Source organism: Mycobacterium sp. PDNC021, assembly GCF_048282635.1.
Taxonomy (GTDB): Bacteria; Actinomycetota; Actinomycetes; order Mycobacteriales; family Mycobacteriaceae; genus Mycobacterium; species Mycobacterium llatzerense.
Genome location: NZ_CP182502.1, coordinates 2116698 through 2131904, shown reverse-complemented (window position 1 = coordinate 2131904; position 15207 = coordinate 2116698). Strand labels below are relative to the sequence as shown.

Sequence of the window (15207 nt, the reverse complement as noted above, 5' to 3'; positions counted from 1 at the left end):
TGCGCACGATTTTCCGCGTCAACCGCGAAAATCGTGCACAAATCGCGGCTTAGACCGGGGTGATCGGCAACCGGCGCAGGGCGCCGGGGGCGTCGACCGGGACGACGGGACGGTCCGGTGCGACGGGTTCGATCCGCCGGTAGGGCTCGCCCTGGGCCGGCCGCGCGTCGTCCTGGCCCTTGTTCGGCCACAGCGCCGCCGCGCGCTCGGCCTGCGCCGCGATCGAAAGCGACGGATTCACACCGAGATTCGCCGAGATCGCGGCACCGTCGGTGACGAACAGCGTCGGGTAGTTGTAGACGCGGTGGTACGGGTCGATGACCCCGGTCGCCTGGCTGTCGCCGATCGCCGCGCCGCCCAGGAAGTGGGCGGTCAGCGGGATGTTGAACAGCTCGCCCCAGGTGCCGCCGGCGATACCGCCGACTTTCTCGGCCATCCGCCGGGTCGCCTCGTTGCCGACCGGGATCCAGGTCGGGTTGGGCTCGCCGTGGCCCTGCTTGGACGACATGATCCGGAAGCCACCAGGCCCACGCTTGGTGAAGGTGGTGATCGAGTTGTCGAGGTGCTGCATCACCAGCGCGATCACGGTGCGCTCACTCCAGTGCTGCGGGTTGAGCAGGCGGATCAGCTCACGCGGGTCCTCGCCGGCCTGGTTCAGGAACTGCTTCCACCGCGGCACGTCGGTGCCCTGCGGGCCGGCGCCGTCCGTCATGAGCGTCTGCAGCATGCCCATCGCGTTGGAGCCCTTGCCGTACCGCACGGGTTCGATGTGGGTGTCCGGCGTCGGGTGAATCGACGAGGTGATGGCCACGCCGTGCGTGAGGTCCATGTCCGTGGGCACCTCGCGGGTCTGGGCCCCCACGATGGACTCGGAGTTGGTCCGGGTCAGCACGCCGAGCTTGTCCGACAGCTTGGTCAGCTTGCCGGTGTCGCGCACCTTGAACAGCAGCTTCTGCGTGTTGTACGTACCGGCCGCGACGATCAGGTACTTGGCGGTGAAGGTCCGCTTGCCGCGCCGCACCCGGCCGTTGGTCCGTCGGGTCGCCACTTCCCACAGCCCGTCGCCGCGCTGCTGGAAGCTGGACACGGTGGTCAGCGGATGCACTTGTGCCCCCGCCTTTTCCGCGAGACCGAGGTAGTTCTTCACCAGGGTGTTCTTGGCGCCGTGCCGGCAGCCGGTCATGCACTCGCCGCACTCGATGCAGCCGGTGCGGGCCGGGCCGGCCCCGCCGAAGTAGGGGTCCGGAACCGTCTTGCCCGGCGCCTTCTCACCGTCGGCACCGAAGAACACGCCGACCGGCGTCGCGACGAACGTGTCGGCGCAGCCCATGTCCTCGGCGACCTCTTTGATGATCTTGTCCGCGTCGGTGAACGTCGGATTCTGGACCACGCCGAGCATGCGCTGCGCCTGCTCGTAGTGCGGCATCAGCTCGGCGCGCCAGTCGGTGATGTCCTTCCACTGCGGGTCGTTGAAGAACGGGTCCGGCGGGATGTACAGCGTGTTGGCGTAGTTCAACGAACCGCCGCCGACGCCCGCGCCGGCCAGGATCATCACGTTGCGCAGCAGGTGGATCCGCTGGATGCCGTACATGCCCAACTTGGGCGCCCACAGGAACTTTCGCAGGTCCCACGAGGTCTTGGCGAAGTCGGCGTCGGAATACCGGGGGCCGGCTTCCAAAACACCGACGCGGTAACCCTTCTCGGTGAGCCGGAGGGCGCTGACGCTGCCTCCGAACCCCGAGCCGATGATCAAGACGTCGTAGTCAGGCTCCATGGCAAAAGTATGGACCTACCGCTCGGTAACCAGCTACCAAGGTATGCCTAACTCGCTACCGCCGGTACTAGCTACCGACTGTGAGGCCGACCTTCTGGAATTCCTTGAGGTCGCAGTACCCGGCCTTGGCCATCGACCGGCGCAGACCGCCGACCAGGTTGATCGAACCGAAGGGGTCGTCGGACGGGCCGTTGAGCACCTGATCGAGCGACGGACGCTCACCCAGCGCGACCTGCATCAGGGCACCGCGCGGCAGCGACGGGTGCGCCGCAGCGGCCGGCCAGAACCAGCCGTCACCAGGCGCCTCGGCGGCAGCGGCCAGCGGGGTGCCCAGCACGACCGCGTCAGCGCCGCAGGCGATGGCCTTGGCCAGGTCGCCAGAGGTGTGAATATCGCCGTCGGCCAGCACGTGCACGTAGCGGCCGCCGGTCTCGTCGAGGTATTCGCGGCGCGCGGCGGCAGCGTCGGCGATGGCGGTGGCCATCGGCACGCTGATGCCCAGGACCTCGTCGCTGGTCGTCGCCCCGTAGGTCGAGCCGTAGCCGACGATGACGCCGGCCGCGCCGGTCCGCATCAGGTGCAGCGCGGTGCGGTGATCGAGCACGCCACCGGCGACCACCGGCACGTCGAGCTCGGAGATGAAGGTCTTCAGGTTGAGCGGCTCACCATCCTGGGCGACCCGCTCGGCCGAGATGATGGTGCCCTGGATGACCAGCAGGTCGATCCCGGCGGCGACCAGCGTCGGCGTCAGGGCCTGGGCGTTCTGCGGACTGACCCGCACCGCCGTGGTGACACCGGCTTCACGGACCCGCGCGACAGCGGCGCCGAGCAGCTCCGGGTCCAGCGGGGCCGCGTGGAGCTGCTGCAGCAGCCGGACGGACGCCGACGGGTCGTCGTCCTTGGCGGCGAGCTCGACGACCTGGGCGAGCTTGTCCTCGACATCCCGGTGCCGGCCGATCAGGCCTTCGCCGTTGAGCACGCCGAGGCCACCGAGACGACCCATCTCGATCGCGAACTCGGGCGACACCAGCGAGTCGGTCGGATGGGCCAGGAGCGGAAACTCGAACCGGTAGGCGTCCAGCTGCCAGGCGGTGGACACATCCTGGCTGGAGCGGGTACGCCGGGACGGGACGATGTTGATGTCATCGAGTTCATAGGTACGACGAGCGGTCCGGCCCATGCCGATTTCAACGAGGTCGCGCATGTGTGTGGTCATTTCCCTGTCAGTTGGCGCGCTTGTCAGTTAGCGCGAGGAGTAGTTCGGGGCTTCGACGGTCATCGTGATGTCGTGCGGGTGGCTTTCCTTCAAGCCCGCCGCGGTGATCTGCACGAACTGCGCCTGCTGCAGGTGCTCGATGGTGGCCGAGCCGGTGTAGCCCATGGCCGCCCGCAGACCGCCGGTGAGCTGGTGGATGACCGTAGACAGCGGTCCCCGGAACGGCACCCGGCCCTCGATGCCCTCGGGCACCAACTTGTCCTCGGAGAGCACGTCGTCCTGGAAGTAACGGTCCTTGGAGTAGGACTTGCCCTGACCGCGGCCCTGCATGGCGCCCAGCGACCCCATCCCGCGGTAGCTCTTGAACTGCTTGCCATTGACGAAGATCAGATCGCCCGGCGATTCGGCGGTACCGGCCAGCAGGGAGCCGAGCATCGCAGTCGAGGCGCCGGCGGCCAGCGCCTTGGCGATGTCACCCGAGTACTGCAGGCCGCCATCGGCGATCACCGGCACGCCGTAGGGCTTCGTCGCCGCTACAGCTTCCAAGATCGCGGTGATCTGCGGCGCGCCGACACCGGCGACCACGCGGGTGGTGCAGATCGAGCCGGGCCCGACACCCACCTTGACGGCGTCGGCGCCGGCCTCGCACAGCGCGGCGGCGGCGGACCGGGTGGCGACGTTTCCGCCCACGACCTCGATCTTGTCGCCGACAGCCTTCTTGAGGCGGGCCACCATATCCAGCACGCCGCGGTTGTGGGCGTGCGCGGTGTCGACGATCAGCACGTCGACCCCGGCATCGGCCAGCGTCATGGCGCGCGTCCAGGCGTCGTCACCGACACCGACGGCGGCACCGACCAGCAGCCGTCCGTCGCTGTCCTTGGTGGCCAGCGGGAACTGCTCGGTCTTGACGAAGTCCTTGACGGTGATCAGCCCGGTGAGCTTGCCGTGTCCGTCGACGATCGGCAGCTTCTCGATCTTGTGCCGGCGCAGCAGGCCCAATGCGGCTTCCGCGGACACGCCTTCTTGTGCGGTGATCAGCGGAGCCTTGGTCATCACCTCGGCGACGGCCTTGTCCTGGTCGACCTCGAAGCGCATGTCGCGGTTGGTGATGATCCCGACGAGCTGCCCGGCCGTATCCACGACGGGCAGGCCCGAGATCCGGAACCGGGCGCACATGGCGTCGACCTCGGCGAGGGTGTTGCTCGGCGAGCAGGTGACCGGATCGGTGACCATGCCGGCCTCGGACCGCTTGACGGTCTCGACCTGGGCGGCCTGCTCACTGAGCGGCAGGTTGCGGTGCAGCACGCCCATGCCGCCGGCACGGGCCATCGCGATCGCCATCCGCGACTCGGTGACGGTGTCCATGGCCGAGCTGACCAGCGGCACCCGCAGCCGGATGTTGCGCGTCAACTGGCTGGACGTATCGGCGGTGGCCGGGATGATGTCCGACGCCGCGGGCAGCAGCAGGACGTCATCGAAGGTCAGCCCGAGCATCGCGACCTTGGTCGGATCGTCACCGCCGGTCGGCACCGGAACAGAAATGGGAACGCTGCTTTCAGCGATCGACATGGGTGGGGCCTCCAGGGCAGACACAGGGATCTAAAAATCCATCCTATCGGCCCTTACTATGTGCGCCGAACCCCACTCGGTGACGGCTCGCCGGGGTAACGGCTGGCGCATCGCCAGGGGTGATAAGTAGGGTGGACGTGTGCGTGACCACCTGCCGCCGGGCTTGCCACCCGACCCGTTCGCCGACGATCCCATGGACCCGTCGGCTGTTCTGGATGCGCTGGAGCCGGGACAACCCCTGGACCCGCAGGAACGCATGGCCGTCGAGGCCGATCTGGCCGATCTGGCGGTCTACGAAACCCTGTTGGCACACAAGGGCATTCGCGGCCTCGTCGTCTGTTGTGACGAATGCCAGCAGGACCACTACCACGACTGGGACATGCTGCGGGCGAACCTGCTGCAGCTTCTGGTCGACGGCACGGTCCGTCCGCACGAGCCCGCCTACGATCCCGAGCCCGATGCCTACGTGACGTGGGACTACTGCCGCGGCTACGCCGACGCGTCGCTGAACGAGGCGACCTCGGAGCACGACGGCTACCGCTGATTTTTTCTCTTGACGTGCTGGACGTCACGCCTGGCGCGTTGATCTTGCGCTGAGGGCGAAAAAAGCCGAGTACGCAGCGCCGCCACTACAGGGTCAACGACCGGGCCACGTTGAGCCTGCGCTCACGGCGCAAAAAGCCGAGTACGCAGCGCCACCACTACAGGGTCAACCGCTGGATGGGCGCCGCGTGAATCAGTGCTGCCCGTGTCCCGAACCCGAACCCGACGGCACTTGCGTGGTGGTCACAACCGACCTCTCGCGCGTCGGCTCCTGCTGGGCTTCCTTGGTGGTCGGAGCGACAGTCGCCTGCACCGGCGGGTTTGTTGGTGCCGGTGTGGTCACCGAGGGCACCGTGACAGTCGGGGCGACGGTCGTGACCGTCTGCGCAGGTGCCGGGCTCTGGGTCGGTGTCGGCGCAACCGTCGCCGACGCCGTGGGCGGGTTGGTGACGACGGGCTCGCTCGGGGGCACGGTCGCTGACTGGGTGGCGGTGGCCGTCGCACTGGACGGCACCGTCGACGGAGCAGAGGTGGCCGTCGATGCCGAGGACGACGGCGTCGACGTGGCGGTCGGGCTGCTCGATGTCGTCGACGACGCGGAACTCGACGTTTCGGTCGGGGACGTCGCGCTCGTCGACGAGGACGTGGCCGTCGTCTCCGACGGCGAAGTCGATGCGCTGGTCGACGTCGATGACGTGTCGGTCGACGTGGCTGTCGTGGACGACGACGTGGTCGTCGACGTGCTGGACGTCGCGCTCGACGACGACGTCGGCTCGACCACCGGGACCGGCAACAGGGTCAGCGGCGAGGACGGCAGGACCGGCTGCGGCTCCCCCGGCGGGGGCAGCGTGGCCGCGGGGTTTTGCTCAACCACCTTGTAGGTCAAGGCATTCCACTGCTGGATCAGCTGTTGCTTGTGCTCTGGTGCGTCGACGCTCTGCACGGTAGGGCTCAGCGCCTGCAGCTTGTCCTGCGCCTGCTGCCACTGGCCGGTGTCGATCAGCTGCTGCACTTGCTGCATCTCGGTCTGCGCAGCCAGCATCACCTGCTCGTCGCTGACCCGTGGGGCGCCGAACATGGCGGTGTGCAGGCCGTACAGCGAGGAATTCGGTCCGGCTGAGTAGATCGCGGTGCCGAAGCCACCGAGGCACAACAGCGCGGCCGCGACCGAGCCGACGATGGTCAGCGATGTCCGAGATTCCTTGCGATGCAACCCCTTCTGGAGGGCCGCCACAGCGTCACGAGCGGTGACGGGCGTCGTCACCGCGGGTTCGCGGATGCCGTCGCGCCAGTCGGCGAGCAGGAAGGCCAGCTCGGCTTCGGTGGAGTCCGTCGAGTACGCGTGCTCGTCGGCGGCGAGCGCGTCGAAGAATCGGTCGACGCGTCGAATCTCGTTGAGCGAGGGGTCACCGCCGCCCGGTGACCATTGTCCGGAGTCAGGCATGGCCACGCTCCGTCGAACCGATCTCGGACTTCAGCCGTGCCAGCGCCCGGTGCTGAGCGACGCGTACCGCGCCGGCGGTGCTGCCGACGGCCTCGGCGGTCTCCTCGGCGCTCATGCCGACGACGACACGCAGGATCAGGATTTCGCGCTGCTTCTCAGGCAGCACCGCCAGCAACCGGTTCATCCGGGCCGCCGCGTCGGCATCGATGGCCAACTGTTCGGGGCCCAGTTCGGTCGAGGGGCGGTCCGGTAGATCGTCAGTGGCTTCAGAGCGGTTGCGGCCGGCGGCGCGATGCGCGTCAGCAACCTTGTGAGCGGCAATGCCGTACACGAAAGCCAGGAACGGCCGTCCCTGGTCCTTGTACCGCGGCAGCGCCGTGATCACAGCTAAACACACCTCCTGAGCCACATCGTCCGCGGAAACACCCTGTCGCTCACCGACCCCGAAGCGCGCACGGCAGTACCGAACGACGATCGGGCGGATGGTTTCCAACACCTTGCGGAGCGCGTCGCGATTGCCGGCAACTGCGTCAGCAACGACAGCATCGAGACCATCTCCCGAAAATGTCATCGTGTGCGCGTTCTCCAGCGTTACGGACGAGGCGGTGCCGTGGTTGGTATGTCAGGACAACAGTAATGACTGGTGCGGGCGGCCAGACTCATCACGCCCATCGCCCCCCGCGGTCGCGTACGGTCGCGGCGGCGTCGTCGCGGATCTGCGCCATCGCTTCCGGGCAGTGCTCGGCGCTGCCGATATCGCTCAATAGGCAACCTAATGCCCAGGTCAGCGGCACCAAGCCGGATTGTTGGGTACGCCCAAGCGCGGCGTCGGCGACCCGGCGGGACTCGTCGAACCGGCCCGCGCTGCACAACGCCGCCGAGTACACCACGTCGGTCTTCACGGCGTGGCGCGGCGAGCCGAGGTCACCGACAAGCTCCCGCGCGCGTTCGGCGTGCGCGACGGACTCCTCTCCACGGCCGCTGACCATAGCTAATTCGGCACTGACCCAGGCCAGCCGGACACGTTGACGCGGTACCCCGCTGCTCGCGGTGTCCATCACGGCCCGCTCGAGCAGCCGCTGCGCCACCCCGAACCGGCCGATTCCGAGAGCGTCGGCGGCCAGACCGACGAGCGCGTCGGCCCGTGCCTCGGCGGCGTCGGGCTGATGCGCGACCAACGCCCACGCCCTGCCGTCGGCGACCCGGGCCAGGCGATGCCAACCGACCTGCCGGAGAAACGAGGCACGGGTGCTCTGTGCCAGCGACAGCAACGAACCGTTGCCCCGGCGCGCGACGGAGTCCAGGTCAGCAAACGCGACGGCGTAGTGGCCCTGACCGCCGGCGGCAACGGCGCGCAGCCACAACTCGTCGACCGAGTGCGCCGTCGGCAGCGGCCAACATGGCAGATCGTTGCCAAAAGCGGCGACCCGGAGTCGGGCGGCTGGCTGGTCGGCAGAGGGCGTCGCGGTATCGGTTGCGGTCATCGAGTCAGCACGGTATCAATGGCGCACCGCCGCACGGCCGCGTTCCCTGACGCTGCGAGTCGGGCAGGTTTCGTTAATAATTAATGCTCGCTGTGTTAACAACATGTCAACGACATCCAATTCCGCCACAAATTGTTCGATGTGGCGAACTGACGCGAACTGCAAAAACAGGGGCCTTCAGGCAGTGACAGACAATATCGCCACCATGCGTTTCGTTTCCAAAGCATCGCGCAGATGAACGTGATGTAAATTCTTGACCTGCACTTATGGGGTTTCGCACAGAGCGTGGCTATTGACGGAATTTGCCGAGTCCTTCTACGTTGTGTGCACGAGTTGTCATCGGCGACAAGTCCTCGGGCCATTTGCAGATCGACGCGCATCCAAAGGTTTCAAATTGGAAGCGCGGGGAGGAGTTCTTTCCCAATGCCACAGCCGCAGCAGCTTCCCGGACCCAACGCCGATATGTGGGATTGGCAGATGCACGGCACTTGCCGGGGCGTCGATTCCGCGGTGTTTTTTCACCCCGATGGCGAGCGCGGCCGCGCTCGCGCTCAGCGCGAAATGCGCGCCAAAGAGATGTGCCGGGCCTGCCCGGTGATCACGCAGTGCCGGTCGCACGCATTGGCCGTCGGCGAACCGTATGGCATCTGGGGCGGGCTCAGCGAAGGCGAGCGCGAACTGTTGCTGAAGCGGGGCATCCGCCGCGCGTCGTAGGTGGTCTTCGTAGGCGGCCTCACTCGGTGCGGGTGAGGCCGTTTGCGGTTGGCGGTCGGCTCGCTCACCCAGTCGGGGACGCGGCCGAAGCACTGGCCGACCATCTGGCTTCGATCTCGGCGTAACGCCAGATCAACAGCGACGCGATCCAGACGACGACGAATAGCCCGACGATGATGAAGCCGAGCAGACTCAGGTCCACGCCGCCGATCCAATCCCAGAAACCGCCCGTCCAGCCGAGCTGGTGAGCCAGCAGACCGAGTAGCTCGGCACCGCCGATGACGAGCGCTATCGCGATGGACAACCCGGTGATGGTGATGTTGTAGTACACCTTGCGCACCGGCCGGAGGAACGCCCACCCGTAGGCGAAGTTCATGAAGGTCCCGTCGGCGGCATCCAGCAGGCTCATGCCGGCGGCGAACAGGATCGGCAGGCACAAAATGGCGTACCAGGGCAGCCCGGCGGCCGCGCTGGTCCCCGCCAGCACCAACAGGGCTACCTCGGTGGCGGTGTCGAAACCGAGCCCGAACAGAACCCCGACGGGGTACATCTGTCGAGGCTTGGTGATCGACTTCATCAGGCCACCGAAGATGCGATTCAACAATCCCCCCTTGCTGAGCTGGTCTTCGAGTTCAGCTTCGTCATAAGCGCCCGAACGCATTTGGCGGAACACCTTCAGTGTGCCGACGAGGATGCCGATGTTGACGATCGCAATGAGCAGCAGGAAGGTACCGGAGACTCCGGTACCGATCAGGCTTGTGTAGTGGCGCAGCTCCGAGACGTCGTTCTCGACTGCACCGATGATCGTCTTGACCCCCATCGACAGCAGCAACGCGAGTCCGAATACGACCGTGGAATGCCCCAGAGAAAAGTACAGCCCCACAGACAGTGGCCGCTGACCGTCGGCCATCAGCTTGCGGGTGGTGTTGTCGATTGCCGAAATATGGTCTGCGTCAAAGGCATGCCGTAATCCGAGGGTGTATGCGGTCAAGCCGACGCCCAGCCCGAGGGTCTTGTCGCCCAAGTCGAAGTGTTCTGGGGCCACGAACATGGCCAAGGTGCCCCAGCCGATGAGATGCAATGCCGCTACCACTCCTACCATCGCCACCAGCCGCAACCACTCCTCCCGGGTCAATGCCGCCCGGACCGAAGCAACGCGCGAAGGGTTCGTGGCCATCAGCGCCGCACCAACCGTTGATTGGTGACGCCGACCTGGCGCAGGGTACTGTCCCGCAGAGTGTGATGCTGTTCCGGCGTCAGCCGCCCGCACACCCGCCCCCAATGCACTGCGACCTGATCGCCGACAGTCATGTCGGGCACGGCGCTATAGCCGTTCTCCCACACATCAAGACGCCGCGGCAACGGCTCGGACAACCGGAGCTCTTGTCCGTCCCACACCAGCCGGCGAGCTTCGATGTCGACGTTGTCGCCGGCGCGGGAAAGTACGGTCCCCCAAGTGATCCGGCAGTTGTCCAGGACGCTCAACGGATGTTCGTCGATTCCGCGCCCTAGCAAGCGAGACCACGGATACACCCCGAACACGTGGAAACAATGATTGGCTGCAACCTCGCCGGCGAGATCGTCGGTCAGATGCGACCAGTACTGGCCGGCAAGCCGCCCGATGACTGCGAGCAGCTGACCCGCGAAGGCACCGGAATCCACTTCGGCCGCGATACCCCCTCCCAGCCAATAAGATTCGACGAGCCGCAGATCCAGTGGGTCAGCTATTCCGGTCATCCTCGAGAGGACTTCCAGGTACGGCCAGGCACCGGAGAAGCCGCGAGCAGCGACCCGAACGTCATCGACAGAAGCGTTGCGCAATCCGGCCAGCTCCGGTGGGCCGCAGTAGCCAAGGTGGTTGGGGGCATAGGCGTAGCGGGCAAACATCTCGACGCCCCGGTTGTCCGGGGTTGGCCGAAGGCACATGACGCCGCCCCCTTCCGGTCGAGTACCTATCAGGCTAGTTACGTCCGGCCATGTCCGACAATGAGAATTTCGGTTCACGAGCGTGCACATTTCGCGGCACACCTAGGCCGGAACCGTGGGTGGGCGTAGCGTGGAAAGACGTTCCGGTGCAGTCCTGCAGCGGGTGGGGCGAGCGCTGGCCTGGGCGGAGGCGCGGTGAGACCCAATGCATGAGCTGTCGCTCTGCCAGGCGATCGCCGGTGTGGTCAGGCCGTACGCAGCCGACAAACATATCGACGTCGTACGAGTGCAGGTCGGCGCCCTCCGGCAAGTGGTCCCCGACTCGTTGACGTTCTGCTGGGACCTGATTCGCGAATACGAGTCCATGCCCGATGCCGAACTCGAGTTGGAATTGGTTCCGGCAGAAGTGGCCTGCCGCTCATGCGGTCAGCAGTCGCTACTCACCTCACGCTGGTCGGTGTGCTGCCCAGCGTGCGACAGCGGCGACGTAAAGGTGATCAGAGGCAATGAGTTCCAGGTGACGTCCATGGACGTGTCCTGATATGCAGCGTTTCACGAGAGGTGGCCATGATGGGTAGATTCCACCGACACGACGACGGCACGGTCCACGCCCACGAACACGGAGACCACGGTCACGAGCACGGAGACCACAGCGGCTACGAGACCGGAACGCAGCGCATCGACGTGCTGGAATCGATCTTCGCCGAGAACGACGTGCGCGCAAACATCAACCGGAACGCGTTCGAAAGCAATGGAATTCGAGCACTCAACCTCATGAGTTCGCCGGGATCGGGCAAGACGACCGTACTGGCCGCCTCACTCGACAACCTCAACGGCGATGTGGCCATCGGGGTGATCGAAGGTGACATCGCCACCGACCTGGATGCAGAAAAACTCGAAGGCCGCGGCGCGCAGGTGTCGCTGATCAACACCAACAATGGCTTCGGCGGCGAATGCCATCTGGACGCGCCGATGGTCAATCGAGCCCTACAGGGCCTGGAGCTCGCTGACCTTGATCTCGTCATCATCGAAAATGTCGGCAATCTGGTGTGCCCGGCTGAGTTCGACGTCGGCGAGCACGCCAAGGCGATGGTCTACTCGCTCACCGAGGGCGAAGACAAGCCACTGAAGTACCCCGTGATGTTCCGCGCGGTGGACGTGGTGCTGCTCAACAAGATCGATCTGGCGCCCTATCTCGATGCCGACATCGAGACGTATGTGGCACACGTCCGGATAGTCAATCCGACCGCCACAATCCTGCCCGTGAGCGCCCGAACGGGCGAAGGCATGACGGCATGGTTCGACTGGCTACGCAAGTTCGCCGGCAATATCCCCACGACCGCCGCCCCCTGACAGTCTGGGTGAATCATATTGAATGACATAAGATTTCGACGCGTCGTAAGATTGACGCCGATGCTAATTTGCAGGCGAATTCACCCGCCCAGATATCGGTTCCCTGGCAGCTTCCGGCCACCCGTTGACAACCCACTGCACCCGGAGTAGACCGAGAAAGAGCGCCGCGCATCGGGCCGAACGTCGACTCCTGCGGCGGATGGGATTGAGCAGCCAGTCCCTGAAAGTTCGACGTTGGGACCCACTGCGTCCCGGAAAGAACTGCGATATGCCTACAGCGGCAGCAGTCAAGGCAGAGTCAGCGTTGATCCATGTTCTCTGGATCAACGCCGGCCTGAGTTGTGACGGCGATTCCGTGGCGCTGACTGCCGCCACTCAGCCCAGCATCGAGGAGATCGCGCTCGGCGCGCTCCCCGGTCTACCCAAGATCGCCGTGCATTGGCCTCTCATCGACTTCGAATGCGGACCGAACGGGGGCGCGGACGACTTCCTCGAATGGTTCTTCCGCGCCGATCGGGGCGAGCTTGACCCGTTTGTACTGGTTGTCGAGGGCTCGATACCCAACGAGCAATTGCACACCGAAGGCTACTGGTGCGGGTTCGGCAACAACCCTGCGACCGGACAGCCGATGACCACGAGCGAGTGGCTGGATCGATTGGCGCCCAAGGCAACCGCAGTGGTGGCCGTCGGCACCTGCGCCACCTACGGAGGCATCCACGCAATGGCCGGTAATCCCACCGGCGCGATGGGTGTGCCCGACTACCTCGGCTGGGATTGGAAGAGCAAGGCAGGCATCCCCATCGTCTGTGTGCCAGGGTGCCCGATACAGCCCGACAACTTGGCAGAGACATTGACATATCTGCTGTACATGGCGACCGACCAGGCCCCGATGATTCCGCTCGATGAAGCGCTCCGGCCCACCTGGCTCTTCGGGGCGACCGTGCACGAAGGCTGCGACCGAGCCGGCTATTACGAGCAGGGCGACTTCGCCCACGAGTACGGATCACCCAAATGCATTGTCAAGCTGGGCTGTTGGGGTCCGGTCGTGAAATGCAACGTACCGAAACGCGGTTGGATCAACGGCATCGGTGGCTGCCCGAATGTGGGCGGCATCTGCATCGGCTGCACCATGCCCGGGTTCCCCGACAAGTTCATGCCCTTCATGGACGAACCGCCCGGCGGCAAGGTGTCCACCGCGGCGTCGGGCCTCTACGGATCCGTCATCCGCAACCTGCGCCACATCACCGGCCGCACCGTCGACAAGGAACCGCACTGGCGCCATCGCGGCACAAAGCTCGAATCGGGAGCGACCCGCACCTGGTAGGTGTGAGGTCCTCACCGGCCCGCCACCGACAAGGCGAAAGCCATTGCGAGGGAGCGAAGTCCATGACAACGATCATTCCGGAACCATCACAGGTCAAACGGGATCCCGGCCAACTCGTCGAGATGGCTTGGGATCCCATCACCCGGATCGTCGGCAGCCTCGGCATCTACACGAAGATCGACTTCGAGAACCGCGAAGTCGTGGAATGCCATAGCACGTCGTCGATCTTCCGTGGCTACTCGATCTTCATGAAGGGTAAGGATCCACGGGACGCCCATTTCATCACCAGCCGCATCTGCGGCATCTGTGGCGACAACCACGCCACCTGCTCGTGCTACTGCCAGAACATGGCCTACGGGGTCAAGCCGCCGCATCTCGGTGAGTGGATCGTCAACCTGGGCGAGGCCGCGGAATACATGTTCGATCACAACATATTTCAGGAGAATCTGGTCGGCGTCGACTACTGCGAGAAAATGGTCGCTGAGACCAACCCGAGTGTCCTTGCCAAGGCCGAGAACACACTGGCGCCGCACTCCGATGCCCATGGCTACCGGACCATCGCCGACATCATGCGCACGCTCAACCCGTTCACCGGCGAGTTCTACCGCGAGGCGCTGCAGGTCAGCCGTTGGACGCGAGAGATGTTCTGCCTCATGGAGGGCCGGCACGTCCACCCCTCGACGCTGTACCCGGGTGGCGTCGGCACCGTAGCCACCATTCAGCTGATGACCGACTACATGACCCGGCTGATGCGCTACGTCGAATTCATGAAGAAGGTCGTGCCCATGCACGACGATCTGTTCGACTTCTTCTACGAGGCCATCCCCGGTTACGAACAGGTCGGGTTGCGCCGCACTCTGCTGGGCTGCTGGGGCTCCTTCCAGGATCCGGAAGTCTGCAACTTCGCCTACCGCGACATGGAGCGCTGGGGTGACGCGATGTTCGTCACGCCCGGTGTGGTGGTGGACGGAAAACTGGTGACGCACTCACTCGTCGACATCAACCTGGGCATCCGAATCCTTTTGGGCAGTTCGTATTACGACGACTGGACCGACCAGGAGATGTTTGTCAAGAACGATCCACTCGGCAACCCCGTCGATCGCCGGCACCCGTGGAATCAGCACACCAACCCGCATCCGCAGAAGCGGGACATGGACGACAAGTACAGCTGGGTGATGTCACCGCGCTGGTTCGACGGCAAGGACCACCTGGCCCTGGACACTGGAGGCGGGCCGCTGGCCCGGCTGTGGTCCACCGCACTGGCCGGACTGGTCGATATCGGCTATGTGAAGTCGACCGGGCACAGTGTGCAGATCAACCTGCCCAAGACGATCCTCAAAGGACCCGTCGAACTGGAGTGGAAGATCCCGCAGCACGGCAGCAACACCATCGAACGCAACCGTGCGCGTACCTACTTCCAGGCGTACGCGGCTGCGTGCGCACTGCATTTCGCGGAAAAGGCGCTCGCCGAGATCCGTGCCGGACGTACCAAGACGTGGGAGAAGTTCACGGTGCCCGACGAAGCGATCGGCTGCGGCTTCACCGAAGCCGTCCGCGGCGTGCTCAGCCACCACATGGTGATCCGGGACGGCAAGATCGCCAATTACCACCCGTATCCCCCGACCCCCTGGAACGCCAACCCACGGGACAGCTACGGCACTCCGGGCCCGTACGAGGATGCCGTGCAGGGCCAGCCGATCTTCGAGGAGAACGACCGGGAGCACTTCAAGGGCATCGACATCATGCGTACGGTGCGAAGTTTCGATCCGTGCCTGCCCTGCGGGGTGCACATGTACCTGGGTGACGGAAAGACCCTGGAACGCCTGCACTCCCCGACGCAGTCCGTAACCGGGGACTAGC

General features: G+C 65.3%; 14 protein-coding genes. 6 read left to right on the top strand and 8 right to left on the bottom strand.

Annotated elements, in window-relative coordinates:
- Positions 1–49: 49 nt before the first annotated feature.
- The 3 genes from ACNO8X_RS09980 to guaB all read right to left on the bottom strand — a co-directional run bounded on the left by ACNO8X_RS09980 (position 50) and on the right by guaB (position 4559).
- Complete coding sequence (locus tag ACNO8X_RS09980) at positions 50–1774, bottom strand: GMC oxidoreductase (protein ID WP_418005139.1); 1725 nt, start codon at positions 1772–1774, stop codon at positions 50–52.
- Between the two features lie 67 nt (positions 1775–1841).
- Complete coding sequence (locus ACNO8X_RS09975; protein ID WP_418005138.1) at positions 1842–2978, bottom strand: GuaB3 family IMP dehydrogenase-related protein; 1137 nt, start codon at positions 2976–2978, stop codon at positions 1842–1844.
- Positions 2979–3017: 39 nt separating this feature from the next.
- Positions 3018–4559 (bottom strand): IMP dehydrogenase, encoded by a 1542-nt coding sequence (guaB, locus tag ACNO8X_RS09970; RefSeq protein ID WP_418005137.1) that lies wholly within the window; start codon positions 4557–4559, stop codon positions 3018–3020.
- A gap of 139 nt (positions 4560–4698) precedes the next feature.
- Here guaB and ACNO8X_RS09965 point away from each other — a divergent pair, with 139 nt between their 5' ends.
- On the top strand, positions 4699–5103 hold the full coding sequence (locus ACNO8X_RS09965; RefSeq protein ID WP_020102483.1) for a DUF5319 domain-containing protein: 405 nt from the start codon (positions 4699–4701) through the stop codon (positions 5101–5103).
- A gap of 192 nt (positions 5104–5295) precedes the next feature.
- On the opposite strand, the gene ACNO8X_RS09960 is transcribed toward ACNO8X_RS09965, so the two are convergent.
- The 3 genes from ACNO8X_RS09960 to ACNO8X_RS09950 form a co-directional block, all read right to left on the bottom strand.
- The gene (locus tag ACNO8X_RS09960) at positions 5296–6546 is read right to left on the bottom strand and encodes an anti-sigma-D factor RsdA (protein ID WP_418005136.1); all 1251 of its coding nucleotides are present in this window, start codon (positions 6544–6546) and stop codon (positions 5296–5298) included.
- The gene (locus tag ACNO8X_RS09955) at positions 6539–7117 is read right to left on the bottom strand and encodes a sigma-70 family RNA polymerase sigma factor (RefSeq protein ID WP_043396838.1); all 579 of its coding nucleotides are present in this window, start codon (positions 7115–7117) and stop codon (positions 6539–6541) included. Before ACNO8X_RS09955 ends, ACNO8X_RS09960 begins: the two co-directional genes overlap by 8 nt.
- Positions 7118–7208: 91 nt before the next feature.
- Positions 7209–8030 (bottom strand): hypothetical protein, encoded by an 822-nt coding sequence (locus ACNO8X_RS09950; RefSeq protein WP_418005135.1) that lies wholly within the window; start codon positions 8028–8030, stop codon positions 7209–7211.
- Positions 8031–8453: 423 nt separating this feature from the next.
- On the opposite strand from ACNO8X_RS09950, the gene ACNO8X_RS09945 reads away from it, so the two are divergent.
- Complete coding sequence (locus ACNO8X_RS09945) at positions 8454–8744, top strand: WhiB family transcriptional regulator (protein WP_043396841.1); 291 nt, start codon at positions 8454–8456, stop codon at positions 8742–8744.
- 64 nt (positions 8745–8808) lie between these two features.
- Here ACNO8X_RS09945 and ACNO8X_RS09940 read toward each other — a convergent pair whose 3' ends face one another.
- Both ACNO8X_RS09940 and ACNO8X_RS09935 read right to left on the bottom strand, forming a co-directional pair.
- The gene (locus ACNO8X_RS09940) at positions 8809–9921 is read right to left on the bottom strand and encodes a HoxN/HupN/NixA family nickel/cobalt transporter (RefSeq protein WP_418005134.1); all 1113 of its coding nucleotides are present in this window, start codon (positions 9919–9921) and stop codon (positions 8809–8811) included.
- On the bottom strand, positions 9921–10670 hold the full coding sequence (locus ACNO8X_RS09935) for a DUF6390 family protein (protein ID WP_418005133.1): 750 nt from the start codon (positions 10668–10670) through the stop codon (positions 9921–9923). Before ACNO8X_RS09935 ends, ACNO8X_RS09940 begins: the two co-directional genes overlap by 1 nt.
- 205 nt (positions 10671–10875) lie before the next feature.
- On the opposite strand from ACNO8X_RS09935, the gene ACNO8X_RS09930 reads away from it, so the two are divergent.
- The 4 genes from ACNO8X_RS09930 to ACNO8X_RS09915 all read left to right on the top strand — a co-directional run bounded on the left by ACNO8X_RS09930 (position 10876) and on the right by ACNO8X_RS09915 (position 15206).
- Positions 10876–11211 carry a hydrogenase maturation nickel metallochaperone HypA gene (locus ACNO8X_RS09930; RefSeq protein WP_418005132.1) on the top strand — a complete coding sequence of 112 codons (336 nt, stop codon included), beginning with the start codon at positions 10876–10878 and terminating at the stop codon, positions 11209–11211.
- A 29-nt stretch (positions 11212–11240) separates the two neighbouring features.
- Positions 11241–12023, top strand: a complete 783-nt coding sequence (gene hypB, locus ACNO8X_RS09925) for a hydrogenase nickel incorporation protein HypB (RefSeq protein WP_418005131.1) — start codon at positions 11241–11243, stop codon at positions 12021–12023.
- A gap of 268 nt (positions 12024–12291) precedes the next feature.
- Positions 12292–13347 carry a hydrogenase expression protein HypE gene (locus ACNO8X_RS09920; protein ID WP_418005130.1) on the top strand — a complete coding sequence of 352 codons (1056 nt, stop codon included), beginning with the start codon at positions 12292–12294 and terminating at the stop codon, positions 13345–13347.
- Positions 13348–13409: 62 nt separating this feature from the next.
- Complete coding sequence (locus ACNO8X_RS09915; protein WP_418005129.1) at positions 13410–15206, top strand: nickel-dependent hydrogenase large subunit; 1797 nt, start codon at positions 13410–13412, stop codon at positions 15204–15206.
- Position 15207 lies beyond the last annotated feature (1 nt).

Bases quoted from the DNA above. Each gene is read 5' to 3' on its own strand.
- guaB (WP_418005137.1), bottom strand. From the start codon at position 4,559: ATGTCGATCGCTGAAAGCAGCGTTCCCATTTCTGTTCCGGTGCCGACC.
- ACNO8X_RS09930 (WP_418005132.1), top strand. From the start codon at position 10,876: ATGCATGAGCTGTCGCTCTGCCAGGCGATCGCCGGTGTGGTCAGGCCG.
- ACNO8X_RS09950 (WP_418005135.1), bottom strand. From the start codon at position 8,030: ATGACCGCAACCGATACCGCGACGCCCTCTGCCGACCAGCCAGCCGCC.
- ACNO8X_RS09920 (WP_418005130.1), top strand. From the start codon at position 12,292: ATGCCTACAGCGGCAGCAGTCAAGGCAGAGTCAGCGTTGATCCATGTT.
- hypB (WP_418005131.1), top strand. From the start codon at position 11,241: ATGGGTAGATTCCACCGACACGACGACGGCACGGTCCACGCCCACGAA.
- ACNO8X_RS09935 (WP_418005133.1), bottom strand. From the start codon at position 10,670: ATGTGCCTTCGGCCAACCCCGGACAACCGGGGCGTCGAGATGTTTGCC.
- ACNO8X_RS09975 (WP_418005138.1), bottom strand. From the start codon at position 2,978: ATGCGCGACCTCGTTGAAATCGGCATGGGCCGGACCGCTCGTCGTACC.
- ACNO8X_RS09960 (WP_418005136.1), bottom strand. From the start codon at position 6,546: ATGCCTGACTCCGGACAATGGTCACCGGGCGGCGGTGACCCCTCGCTC.
- ACNO8X_RS09915 (WP_418005129.1), top strand. From the start codon at position 13,410: ATGACAACGATCATTCCGGAACCATCACAGGTCAAACGGGATCCCGGC.
- ACNO8X_RS09955 (WP_043396838.1), bottom strand. From the start codon at position 7,117: ATGACATTTTCGGGAGATGGTCTCGATGCTGTCGTTGCTGACGCAGTT.
- ACNO8X_RS09940 (WP_418005134.1), bottom strand. From the start codon at position 9,921: ATGGCCACGAACCCTTCGCGCGTTGCTTCGGTCCGGGCGGCATTGACC.
- ACNO8X_RS09980 (WP_418005139.1), bottom strand. From the start codon at position 1,774: ATGGAGCCTGACTACGACGTCTTGATCATCGGCTCGGGGTTCGGAGGC.
- ACNO8X_RS09945 (WP_043396841.1), top strand. From the start codon at position 8,454: ATGCCACAGCCGCAGCAGCTTCCCGGACCCAACGCCGATATGTGGGAT.